Genomic DNA, 11,712 nt, shown 5'->3' on the forward strand with positions numbered 1-11,712 from the left:
ATGGACTTGGAATGCCGGTGCTCAGCACCCGGTGCGCCGCCCGGTCGTGGCCGGGGCCACGGCAGAGCCGGCATCGATCCGGTTGTAATCCGGCAGGCCCGTGTCAGCGACGCCAGCGACACCGGCTGCGGCGGCTGCATGGCCGGCTGCCGTGCCGATGGCCGCGGTCTGACCGGGGGCCGCCGTACACGTCGATCCGGAGGTTTCGGCGGGCTGGGCCGTCCGCAGCAGCGGCAGGTCGAAGGCCGCGCGCACCACCGGCTGGGCCAGCAGGGCCGCCGTATGGTTGTGCACCCAGGCATCGTCGCGCAGCATGGGGGGCACCGGCAGCGCCATCTGCCAGACGAAGTGGCCGGGATTGGCGGCCATCACCAGCACGCGGTCGGCCAGCGTGACGGCCTCGGTCACGTCGTGGGTGATCATCAGCACTGCCAGGCCCCGGCTGCGCTGCTCCTGCATCAGCAGCTGATGCATCTGCGCCTTCAGGCCGATGTCCAGCGCGGCAAAGGGCTCATCCAGCAGCAGCAGATCGGGCGAGAGCACCAGTGCCCGCGCCAGTGCGGCGCGGCTCTGCATGCCACCCGAGAGCTGATGCGGAAACTGCGCCAGCGCCACGTCGTCCAGCCCCAGCAGGTTGCCCATGCGCGTGGCCTGCGCCAGGCGCTCGCGCCCGGGCACGCCCTGCGCCTTCAGCCCGAGCGCGATGTTGTCCAGCGTGGTCTTCCAGGGCAGCAGGGTGGGCTGCTGGAACAGCATGGCGGTACGGGCAAAGCCGTTGTGGATCTCGCCGGAGCGCACATCCAGCAGCCCGGCACACAGGTGCAGCAGCGTGCTCTTGCCGCAGCCCGAAGGCCCCACCAGTGCCAGCGTCTCGCCAGCCGGCAGCCGCAGCGACACGCCTTCCAGCACGGTGCGCGTGGCAAAGGCGTGCTCCAGATCCCGCACCACCAGCGCCGGGCCGGATGCGCTGCTCTCGGCAGCCGCAGGAAACGATGCCGCGTTCATGAGGCTCTCCCTCCCGCGTCACGCCAGCCCTCGATCTCGCGCTTGATGGGCTCCAGCACCAGGTATTCCAGCCCCAGCAGCACCAGCACCACGGCGCTGATCCAGGCCAGCGTGCCGGACATGTCCAGCTGGGCGCGACTGACGGCCAGGGCCGCCCCCACGCCGTCACTCACTGACAGCAGTTCCGCCATCACCACCACCTTCCAGGCGCTGCCCAGCGCCACGATCCAGACCGGGAACAGATACGAGAGCACGTGCGGCACGTACAGGTCCAGGATGCGCATGTGCCAGGGCAGGCGATAGGCATCGGCCAGGTCGCGCCAGCGCTTTTCCAGCGTGCGCGCCCCCTGCAGACCGCCCGCAAACACGATGGGAAAACCGGCGATGAACACGGTGAAGACCGGCGTGCCGTCACCGGTGCCGAACCACAGCATGGCCAGCACCAGCCAGGCAATGGGCGGCGTGCCCAGCAGCACCGTGACCCAGGGGCGCGCCATCATGGCCGCCGTCATCGACATGCCGGCAGCCACGCCCAGCACGCTGCCCAGCACCAGCGCCAGCGACAGCCCCGCAAAGGCGCGCCGTGCCGTGACGGCCAGCTGCGGCCACAGCGCCTCGGCACCGTGGCCCTGCATCAGCTGCAGCAGCATCTGCGCCGTCTCCAGTGGCGTGGGCAGCACCAGCGGCCCATACCAGGCAGCCAGCGCCTCCCACAGCGCCATGCCCAGCAGCAGGCTGGCAATGGCGCCCCAGCCGCTCCAGAGATAGCCGGGCAGGGCGCCCAGCCAGGCACGCAACAGTTTCATGAATGTGTCTCTCCCAGAGAGGGGCATTGTCGCACTGCCGGCAACGGTGCCCCCTTCACCGATATCAAGTCGACCGGCACGGGCCCCTCCCGGCCACGGCGGGCACAGCACGCGGGATGTCACGGAACGCAGGAGGTGGAGGCCACGCCACAACCCGCCCTTCCGTCCCGGTCGCCATGATGGACATCGTTGCTGCTGTGCAACATCCGAACCGGCTCAGCATTCCACACTGCCAACCCGGTTACCAAGCATGCCGTTATCATCGCGCAACAAGTGAAGTCTTATCATTTGCATTCTGATACTTCCGACGGATTCCCCGGATCCCACTTCGGCATCGGTGCATCAATGGGTGGGATGCACCGGGCGAGGGACGCTCGGCGGGATCCATGACCTCCATTTCCCAGATTCCCAAGATTCCCGAGAGGAAACGATGAGCAAACAGAGACAGAGACGCCGTACCCGTCGGCAGCTGCAATGGCTGGCCGCTTCGATGATGCCACTGGCCGTGCCCGCTGCCGCACTGGCCCAGAGCGCCGAAGCCACCCTGCCCGAAGTGGAAGTGCTGGGCACGGCCGAGCAGGCCTGGAAGCAGGCGCCTGGCGTCTCGGTCGTCACGCGGGACGACCTGGCCACCCAACCCACCAATGACCTGAGCGAAGTGCTGCGCAAGCAGCCCGGCGTCAACCTCACCGGCAACTCCACCAGCGGCCAGCGCGGCAACAACCGCCAGATCGACCTGCGTGGCATGGGCCCCGAGAACACGCTGATCCTCATCGACGGCAAGCCGGTCAACAGCCGCAAGTCGGTGCGCTACGGCTGGCGGGGCGAGCGTGACACCCGGGGCGACATGAACTGGGTGCCGGCCGAATCCATCGACCACATCGAAGTGCTGCGTGGCCCGGCAGCGGCCCGCTACGGCAACGGTGCGGCCGGCGGCGTGGTCAACATCATCACCAAGGGCACGCCCGACAAGCTCAGCGGCAGCGCCACCCTGCACTACAGCCACCCGCAGCACAAGGAAGAGGGCGGTTCACGCCGCGCCAGCTTCAGCCTGGGCGCCCCCCTGTCCGAGATGCTGGGTTTCCGGCTGACCGGCAACATCGCCAAGACCGAGTCGGACGCCTGGGACATCAACCGCAACCATGCCTCCACCCGGACCGGCACCTTTGCCGGCACCTTCCCGGCCGGCCGCGAGGGCGTGCGCAACCGTGACCTGGATGCCCGGCTGAGCCTCAAGGCCAACGCGCAGCATCGTGTGGACCTGGACGCCAGCTTCAGTCGCCAGGGCAACATCTACACGGGCGACACGCAGAACACCAACAACTACACCACGCTGCCCAATGGCCAGCTGGCCCCCACCTCGCGTCGCGTGCAGGAAGCGCTGGGCAACGAGACCAACCGGATCTACCGCAGCAACTATGCGCTGACGCACACTGGCCGGTATGAAGGCGGTGCCTCGTCCTCGGCCTACGTGCAGCACGAGATCACCCGCAACGAGCGGATGGACGAGGGCCTGGCCGGCGGTACCGAAGGGCTGTTCTCGACCGGAAACTTCAGCACCGCCCACCTCAAGAGCACCACCCTGCACGGCGAATACAACCAGCCGGGCAAGTGGGGCAGCCTTGACCACGTGATCACGCTGGGTCTGGAGGGCGTGCACCAGAGCTTCAACGACCCGAACTCGGTGTCGCAGGCCACGACCGAAGGCGGGACCATTGCCGGACTGGCCAGCACGGGCCGCAGCAGCAAGATCAGCGCCAAGATCTATTCGGTCTTCGTCGAGGACAACATCGAGCTCACGCCCGAGACCATCCTGACGCCGGGCGTGCGCTTCGACCACCACAGCAAGGCCGGCAACAACTGGAGCCCCTCGCTGAACCTGTCGCACAACCTCACGCGCGAAATCACCCTGAAAGCCGGCGTGGCCCGGGCCTACAAGGCGCCCAACCTGTATCAGCTCAACCCCAACTACCTGCTGTACAGCCGCGGCATCGGCTGCTGGGGCGGCGGTGGCTCCTGCTACCTGATGGGCAACAGCAACCTCAAGGCCGAGACCAGCATCAACAAGGAACTGGGCATCGAGCTGGCCAACGACACCCTCGTGGCCGGCCTGACCTACTTCCACAACGACTACCGCGACAAGATCGAGGCAGGCCACTCCGTCATCGGCAAGGCAACCGGCGGCACCGGCCGTACCGCCAACGCCAGCATCTTCCAGTGGGACAATGTGCCCAAGGCGCTGGTCACGGGTCTGGAAGGCACGTTCAACTACAACTTCACGCCGCGGGTTGCCTGGACCAACAACCTCACCTACATGATCAAGAGCGAGAACAAGTCCACGGGCGAGCAGCTCTCGATCATTCCGAAGTACACGGTGAACTCGCGCCTGGAATGGAAGGTCACCGACGAGGCCAGCGTCTTCGGCACCGCCACCTTCTACGGCCGGCAAAAGGCCAACAAGCTGGACTACCAGGGGCTGCCCGTGCAGGGTGAGGAAGCTCAGGGCCTGTCGCCCTACGCGCTGGTGGGCCTGGGCGGCAACTACGCCGTCAGCCGCAACCTGAAAGTGGGCCTGGGTGTGGACAACATCTTTGACAAGCGCCTGTTCCGTCGCGGCAATGCCATCGGCGTGAACAACCCGCGCACCATCTACGGTGCCGGCGCAGCCACCTACAACGAACCCGGCCGCACGTTCTACGTGACGCTGACGGGAACGCTGTGATGGCCTGAACCCACACCGTCGCAGGATCATGCCCCGGGTCACATGGCTCGGGGCATCGAGAGCCCGGGATCTTCCCGGGCTTTTTCATTTCAGGACAGACAATCAGCCCGCAAAGTAGAACCCGTCGTCGGGCAGCTTGCCGCCCACCAGACCGGGCTGCATTTCCAGCAGCTGCTGGTAGAAGAACTCCAGCTCGGGCCGTGCCTTGCTGGCCACCACCATGTCGGATTTGTCGGCACGGATGGCATCGGCGACGCCCTCCGGGGTCAGCATCTCGATGCGTCGGGCCACGATCTGGCCGCACTCGTCCGGGTTGGCCTCGCACCATTGCTGGGCTTCTTCACAAGCCTCTTCAAAACGCTTGGCCAGCGCCGTGTTGCCCAGCTGGCTGCCCAGCATCACGATGCCTGCCTGCGGCATGCGCGGCGCGCGATTGAAGACACGACCCCATTCCTCCTGCAGGCTGACGCTGCGATAGAGGCTGGGCGCCACGACGCTGATGGGGAAGGACTGGCTCTTGCGCAGGCCCACGGCCACGGCCGGATCGGCCAGCAGGGCATTGTCGGCACGCCGCGTGATGAGCAGCTGCATTGCATCCAGCGGCGAGGCCACATAGCGCAGCGTCATGTCCTTGTCGGGATCGATGCCCTGCTTGCGGCACAGCAGCCGGAACAGCGCATCCGGCATGTCGCCACGGAAGGGCATCACCACTTCCTGCCCCTTGAAGTCGGCCAGCGTCTTCAGGCCGTCACGGCGGGCCACCATCCACAGGATGCCCCAGATGCCGATGTTCATCTGCTGCAGCTTGAGGCCGCGGTTGTAGAGGTTGGCCGACAGGTTGCTGGGCATGGCCAGGAAATCGGCTTCCCCCTTCAGCGCCATGGCGCGCAGCTGGTCGGGCGTGCGCCAGCTGACGAACTCCACCTTCTCGGCCACGTCGGCCAGCAGCCCTGCATCGACGATGCGGATGAGCGGGTTGCTGACGGTGGCAAAGGGGCCGGCCAGCACCAGGCGGGGAACCTTCTTCGTGCCAACGACGGCCGGCGCCGCCGGGGAAGCCGCGCTGCCCGAGGCAGCGGCCGATCCTGCAGAAGCCCCCGCCGCATTCGCGGCCGGGGCGGATCCGGCCTGCGCGGCAGCGTCAGCCGCAGCACGGGCCCAGCCGGGCAGGGCGCTGCCGGCCAGCAGGGCGGCACCGCCCAGCAGGGCAAGGCGGCGCGTGCCCCGGGGTGCAGGGGTCACCAATACTTTCTTGCTCATGTTCTCTCCACGATCTGGAAAAGGCTCGGCCCGCAGGAACGGCGGCTTGCCCCCGTCAGGATGGCGATGCACCGGCGTCCCTGCGGACCCGCCCTTGGAATGTCGATGTGTCCGGATCCATCCCGGCGCACCCGGAACTCCCGGGAGCCCCGGAATGTTTCCGGTGCCGGGGTCTCAGAAGCTGCCCTGCCACGACACCAGCAGGCTGCGGCCCGGTGCGAGCAGCTCGCGTCCGGTCAGCCCTTCGGCCAGGTGGTCATGGTAGCGCTTGTCACCCACGTTGCGGACGGCCAGCCGCACCGACTGTTGGGGGGCGAACTGCCAGGTGGCACCCACATCCACCAGCGCGTAGCCGGGGGTGGGATCCTCGCCACCGCGCGTGAAGCGCGTGGCCACCCGCTTCTGGCGCTTGACCAGCGTCCAGTCGGCATCCAGCATCCACTGACCGTTCAGGCGCCAGTCCCAGCCCAGCGACAGGCGGTCCGCCGGCATCTGGAAGAGCGGCTCGTTCAGGTCATCATTCTCACCGCGCACCATCGACCCGCTTGCACGCAGCCAGTGATCGGCCATCGCCTGCCAGCGCAGGCCGGCATCGGCGCCGGTCAGCGTCACGTGGCCCAGGTTGAGGTTCTGCTTGCAGGCGGCCGCATTAACTTGGCCGCAGGCCGCCACGGCAGCCTGACCGGTCAGCTCCATGCCGGTGATGTAGTCGTTGATGCGACTGCGATAGACCGAGGCCGTGTACTCCAGCCGCTCGTCACGCCCCTTGAGGCCCAGCTCGATCTGGGTGGCCGTCTCGGGAGAAATCTTCGGGCTGCCGGCATAGTAGAAGCCGTCGCTGCGCGGGCCCGACTGGTAGCGCTCGCGCAGGTCTGCCGCACGGAAGGCGCGCGAGACATTCAGATAGGGACGCAGCAGCGGGCTGATCTCGTAGACGGCCCCCAGGCTGGCCGACGTGGCACCATCGCTGCGATCCAGCCCCGTGGTGACGCGGCCATTGTTCATGGAAGCCGCCTTGCCTTTCACCCGGTCATGGCGCAGGCCGGCCAGCACATTGAGTGCGCCGAAGCGCATGTCGTCCTGCACGTAGACACCCAATGCCTGCACCTGACCATCACGGAACGGATTGGTGGGGGTGTACTGCGCAAAGGTGGGGGGCGTGGCCTGACGGCTGTCGGGGTTGGCCCGCATGCGCCACAGGTTCACGCCTGCCGACAGCAGGTGCTCCGGATGCACCTCCCAGTCGGTCTTCACGTCCAGACCATCGGTGGCAAAGGTCACGTCGGTGAGTGCCAGGTCACGACCCAGGCCATTGGCGTGACCGTAGATGGAGCGCTTCATTTCCTGGCGGTAGACGCGCACGTCCAGGTTCATCGGCACGCTGCCCGAACCCTGCAGGCTGTAGCCCACCTCGTACAGACGCCGATACTGGCTCGGCGAATGGAAGGTGACGCTGCCCACCCGCGGGTTGGCGTGCGGGCGCGTGCCGGCCGGATACCAGAGATCCTTGTCTTCCTGGTTCTGCACCGAGGCCCGCAGCTGCTGGCTGCTGTCGATGCGGAAGCGGTACTGGCCGATGACCCCCTGGGACTTGTAACCGGTACGGGCCACCTTGCCGTCAGGCGAGTGGTAGTCGTTGTGATGTGCCAGCGAAGCACCCAGCATCAGCGCATGGTCCTCGGTAGCGGCGTTGAGCACGGCGGCGCCATTCCAGCCCCGGCTGGCGGAATCGAAACCCGTAGCGCCACGCGCCTGCAGGCCGGGCCTGAAGCGGGCCTGCGGCAGCTGCACATCGATGACGCCGCCCAGGGCGCCGGTGCCATACAGCACCGAGGACGGCCCCTTGACCACCTCGACACGCTCAGCCAGCCCCAGCGACATGAACGAGGCCACGGCCCCCATCGGCTGGGCCGAGTTAAAGCGCATGCCATCGACCAGCAGCACGATGGAATCGCGCTTCAGGCCGCGAATGACCGGGTTCTGCCCCTGGGCACTGTCGCTGTTGACCGAAAGGCCCGGCTCGTTGCGCAGCGCCTCACCCACGTTCTGCGCCTGACGGCGCGACAGCTCGTCCCGTCCCACCACGGACGTGGCCATCGGCGTGCTCTCGCGCTCGGCCGCGTAGCCCTTGGCGGTGACGGTGACACCCGGCAGGGTGGCATCGGGTCGTGCACGCGTCTGGGCGGCCGCAACCGGCTGCACTTCTTCCTGGGCCAGGCTCGCCCCATGCCATCCCGCCAGGGCAGGACCCAACGCCAGCATCACGGCATGCCATGCCCAGCGCCTGCCAGCAGCCGGAGCCGCGCAAGACCCTTGTGCGGCAAAGCGCATCGGGTTCTCGGTTGTACTCATCCTGTATCTCCTTGTAACGATCGTCATGAAACCGTTGTGCGGATGTCCACCAAGCCTGCATCCGTCCGGAAGGCCGCCAGCCATGCCCCGAACCTCGCCGCCCCATGTTGCCCGGACGATCGACAGCCCCCCGCCGAAGTCGCGCCCCGATGCGCGCCCTCCCGGACGCGGCCCAACCATGGACGGCCACCGGGAAGGCCGCCGTGTGGCAGCGACAGCGTCTCCTGGACAGGGAAGGGAGCCTCATGAACGCCAAGGCATCCGCATCTCATTCCCATTATCAGACAAGGAAAAGGCAAGTAAATTGACAATTGGCAAATCTCTGAAATATGGCCGCTCCGTCGTTGCCTTTAGCCTCCCGGGTTTGCACGGCCGCACAGCACATGCTCTTTCCGGGCCAGGAAAGCAGCCTTCGCCATCACGTCGCTTCGTCGAATGTCGCAGCGACAATTGCGGGAATCTGCAGGACAAATTCTGTGTACTGGTGCATCATTCGGTGTTTCAGGGTTTCATCATGTTCCGAAAATATCTCGCACCGATAGGCCCTGAATTTCGGGAGAATTGACATTTTTGGCAATAGTCATTGCTACTGCCGATAAATCTCTTTTTCTACAGCGATTCATCAGAAAACAAACTGCACCCACAGGCCTTTCAGAATATTTCCGCGCGGCGCCCGGTCCACGCTTTCCTTCCGTCCTGCGAGAAATCGGCATCGATCGATCCGCAGCGGCATTACCGTGACGGCCGGCTTGTCAACGAAGTCTCGATGAGGAGCAACATGAATCAGGGGGAAATGGATTACCAGTCGGCAGCGGACCAGTCGCGCGCCGGTCTGGCCATTTTGCTGCTCTTGGGCCGGGCCATGCCCTGGCTGGTCTTTTTTGCCGTCGCCACGCTGGGCTCGACCCTGCCGGAGCAGCTCAATCCCACGCCGGCCCGGCTGGGCTGGCTGGCGGCCAGTTACTTCCTGCCGGCGGCACTGCTGTCGGCCCAGGCCGTTCACTTCGTGCAGAAGCGCGGCACGCGCCAGGGCCTGATCGTCGTGTTCCTGATCACGGCGGCCGCGCTGCTGGTGACCTCGGCCCTGCCGGGGCTGGGCGGTGCCTGCGTGGGCATGGCCCTGGGGGGCGCGGCCCTGTCACTGGCGCAGCCCGCCACCCGGCTGGCCGCCATGGCACATGCCGACGTCGCAGCACGCCCGCTGGTGATGTTCATGGCCCAGGCCGGGCTGCCGATGGCCGCCATTCTGGGCGGCGTCGTGCTGCCGCCGCAGGCCGGCTACCACGGCTGGCAGGCTGCGCTGCCCACCTGGGTGCCGGTGGCCCTCTTTCTGGTGCTGCTGGTCCGCGTCTGGATTCCGGCCGACGACCGCAACGACACCGTGCTGCCCCGACAGAACCCGAACGAGGCCAGCCAGCAGCCCCCCTGGCTGCTGGCTGCCGTCGATGCCCTGGTCGGACTGGTGTTCTCGTGCTGCGCGCTCTGGCTGGGCATGTACGCCCATCTGCTGGCCATGCCGGCCAACGGCATCACGGCACTGATGGTCAGCCTGGGCGGGGCAGGGCTGGTGGCCCTGGGACTGGCCGCCAGCATGGAAGGACGGGTCGAACGCCCGGAATGGCTTCCCGGCGCATTGCTGCTGGGCGCTGCCGCGGCGGTGCTTCTGCTGCCCCTGGCCAGCCAGGAGCAGCGCTGGCCCCTGTGGCTGGCGGCCGCGGGCATCGGCTTCACGCTGTTTGCCTGTCATGAATTGCTGGTGGCCCGTCTGCTGGCCCCGGAAGCACCCATGACGTCCGAGCTGCTGGTCGGTATTGGCGAAGCGGCCATGACCAGCGCCCATCCGGCCTCCGCCTTTTCCGCCACGCAGGCTTCCCCCCTGACCGGCGGTCAGCCGGACGCCCCATCCACCCAGACTGGCGCCTTTTCGCCCACCGAGGATCCCGGACCGTTTCCCTCCACGCTGGGCGGACCGGTGCCGAACGACACGGCCACGGTGACGGCAGAGACATCGACCTTCCCGTCCACCGCCACCTTCACCGCCACCTCGGCCTTCCCGACCTCGACGATGCAGCTCTCACCCGAGGCTGCGCAGCCCGAGGCACCAGCCTCACAGTCCTCCGGGCCCGACAGCCGCTTCTTCTCGCCCACCACGGGCGGAACCCGGGTCAAGCACAATCCGCCGGGATACGCGCGCGCGCCCAGCCCGGCCCCCGAGGTCCTGCAGGACCCGCCCGAGGCCACAGCGCCTGCCAGTGCCCCGCCACCAGGCCCCACGATCAGCGCGGCGGCTGCGCCGGATGAGGCTCTGGAAGACGGGATCGAGGAGCCTGGATTCGAGTCCGAAGATGGCGAGATTCCGCTGCCGGAAGGGACGGTTCCGCCTGCGCTGCTGGCCGAGAACACCAACCGTCTCACCTCGGTCACGCCCAATCCGGCCATCACGCAGCTCATCACGGCCCATTTCCTGGGGGGGGCTGCCGGTCCGCTGGTCCTGGGCTTCATGACGGGCAGCCTGTCCGGGTTCGGCTTTCTCTGGTACCTGCTGGCCGTCCTGCTGGTCCTGGCCGGTGCGCTTTACCTGATGCCGAAGCATCACCGCGGCGTGTAGCGCCAAAAAAAGGCCTAACATTGCGACTGTCTGCTTTCATCCCGATGAGGACGGCTCGCCATGAAAAACCTTCCTGCCTCCGAAGGACAGCCTCTCTTCTACGATGCCATGAAGCCCCTGTCCTTCGACGTGGTTTCGGTCCAGTCCCAGGTGGTCTACGGGCGGGTGGGCAACAACGTGGCCACCCCCGTGCTGCTGCGCGCGGGACTGGAAGTGGCCATCGTGCCCACCGTGGTGTTCAGCAACACGCCCCACTATCCCACCATCCACGGCGGCTGCATTCCTGACGACTGGTTTGCCGGCTACCTGTCCGACCTGAAGGCCCGGCGCGCGCTGTCCCAGCTGCGTGCCGTGCTGGTGGGCTATCTGGGCGGCCCCAGCCAGACCGCCATGCTGGCCCAATGGCTGCAGCCTCTGCGCGAGCAGTACCCCGGCCTGCTGGTTGTCGCGGATCCGGTGATGGGTGACGAGGACAGCGGCATCTACGTGGCCAAGGGCATGGTGGATGGCCACCTCCAGCACCTGATCCCGCAGTCCACAGGGCTCACCCCCAACGGCTTCGAGCTGCGCTATCTGACCAGCATGCCCGTGGACACCATCGACCAGGTGATTGCAGCGGCCCGCACGCTCATCCGGGGGAACACCCGCTGGATCGTCGTCACCAGCGCGGCGCCCCAGGACTGTCCCGAGGACGAGATCCAGCTGATTGTCGTCACGGCCGACGGGGCCGAGCGCATCCGGCACCGCCGCGTCGACAGCGTGGTCAAGGGCACGGGAGACCTGTTCAGCGCCACACTGACGGCCTGCCTGCTGGCCGACCAGTCACTGAACGAAGCAGCCAGTTTCTCGGCCAACGTGGTGATGCAGGCCCTGCAATACACGCGTGACGCCGAAAGCGGCGAGCTGCTGCTGCCCCGGGAATGGGGTGTGCCCAGCTTCCAGAAGTAGGCCGTCATACG

7 protein-coding genes are annotated in these 11,712 nt (G+C 67.0%); 3 read left to right on the top strand and 4 right to left on the bottom strand.

Translation table 11 applies throughout. The annotated features are described in order from the left end of the window. Nucleotides 1–21: 21 nt before the first annotated feature. Both EL249_RS09440 and EL249_RS09445 read right to left on the bottom strand, forming a co-directional pair. Nucleotides 22–1,005 (bottom strand): ABC transporter ATP-binding protein, encoded by a 984-nt coding sequence (locus tag EL249_RS09440; RefSeq protein ID WP_005672872.1) that lies wholly within the window; start codon nucleotides 1,003–1,005, stop codon nucleotides 22–24. Beyond that, nucleotides 1,002–1,811 (bottom strand): ABC transporter permease, encoded by an 810-nt coding sequence (locus EL249_RS09445; RefSeq protein WP_040529724.1) that lies wholly within the window; start codon nucleotides 1,809–1,811, stop codon nucleotides 1,002–1,004. Before EL249_RS09445 ends, EL249_RS09440 begins: the two co-directional genes overlap by 4 nt. Before the next feature lie 430 nt (nucleotides 1,812–2,241). Between EL249_RS09445 and EL249_RS09450 the strand changes: the two genes are divergently transcribed. Beyond that, nucleotides 2,242–4,533, top strand: a complete 2,292-nt coding sequence (locus tag EL249_RS09450; RefSeq protein ID WP_005672870.1) for a TonB-dependent siderophore receptor — start codon at nucleotides 2,242–2,244, stop codon at nucleotides 4,531–4,533. A 102-nt stretch (nucleotides 4,534–4,635) separates the two neighbouring features. On the opposite strand, the gene EL249_RS09455 is transcribed toward EL249_RS09450, so the two are convergent. Both EL249_RS09455 and EL249_RS09460 read right to left on the bottom strand, forming a co-directional pair. After that, nucleotides 4,636–5,793, bottom strand: a complete 1,158-nt coding sequence (locus tag EL249_RS09455) for an ABC transporter substrate-binding protein (RefSeq protein ID WP_126348176.1) — start codon at nucleotides 5,791–5,793, stop codon at nucleotides 4,636–4,638. A 174-nt stretch (nucleotides 5,794–5,967) separates the two neighbouring features. Continuing rightward, a complete protein-coding gene (locus tag EL249_RS09460; RefSeq protein ID WP_197721582.1) occupies nucleotides 5,968–8,145 on the bottom strand; it encodes a TonB-dependent receptor in 2,178 nt (725 codons plus the stop codon). A 778-nt stretch (nucleotides 8,146–8,923) separates the two neighbouring features. Between EL249_RS09460 and EL249_RS09465 the strand changes: the two genes are divergently transcribed. Then, nucleotides 8,924–10,753, top strand: a complete 1,830-nt coding sequence (locus EL249_RS09465) for an MFS transporter (RefSeq protein ID WP_169311659.1) — start codon at nucleotides 8,924–8,926, stop codon at nucleotides 10,751–10,753. Nucleotides 10,754–10,813: 60 nt separating this feature from the next. Next, nucleotides 10,814–11,701 carry a pyridoxine/pyridoxal/pyridoxamine kinase gene (pdxK, locus tag EL249_RS09470; RefSeq protein WP_005672862.1) on the top strand — a complete coding sequence of 296 codons (888 nt, stop codon included), beginning with the start codon at nucleotides 10,814–10,816 and terminating at the stop codon, nucleotides 11,699–11,701. Nucleotides 11,702–11,712 lie beyond the last annotated feature (11 nt).

The organism is Lautropia mirabilis, assembly GCF_900637555.1.
In the GTDB taxonomy this organism is placed as follows: Bacteria; Pseudomonadota; Gammaproteobacteria; order Burkholderiales; family Burkholderiaceae_E; genus Lautropia; species Lautropia mirabilis.

What these genes read in the sequence shown, in the direction of transcription:
- EL249_RS09440 (WP_005672872.1), bottom strand. Translation starts at nt 1,005, where the DNA reads ATGAACGCGGCATCGTTTCCTGCGGCTGCCGAGAGCAGCGCATCCGGC.
- EL249_RS09445 (WP_040529724.1), bottom strand. Translation starts at nt 1,811, where the DNA reads ATGAAACTGTTGCGTGCCTGGCTGGGCGCCCTGCCCGGCTATCTCTGG.
- EL249_RS09450 (WP_005672870.1), top strand. Translation starts at nt 2,242, where the DNA reads ATGAGCAAACAGAGACAGAGACGCCGTACCCGTCGGCAGCTGCAATGG.
- EL249_RS09455 (WP_126348176.1), bottom strand. Translation starts at nt 5,793, where the DNA reads ATGAGCAAGAAAGTATTGGTGACCCCTGCACCCCGGGGCACGCGCCGC.
- EL249_RS09460 (WP_197721582.1), bottom strand. Translation starts at nt 8,145, where the DNA reads ATGAGTACAACCGAGAACCCGATGCGCTTTGCCGCACAAGGGTCTTGC.
- EL249_RS09465 (WP_169311659.1), top strand. Translation starts at nt 8,924, where the DNA reads ATGAATCAGGGGGAAATGGATTACCAGTCGGCAGCGGACCAGTCGCGC.
- pdxK (WP_005672862.1), top strand. Translation starts at nt 10,814, where the DNA reads ATGAAAAACCTTCCTGCCTCCGAAGGACAGCCTCTCTTCTACGATGCC.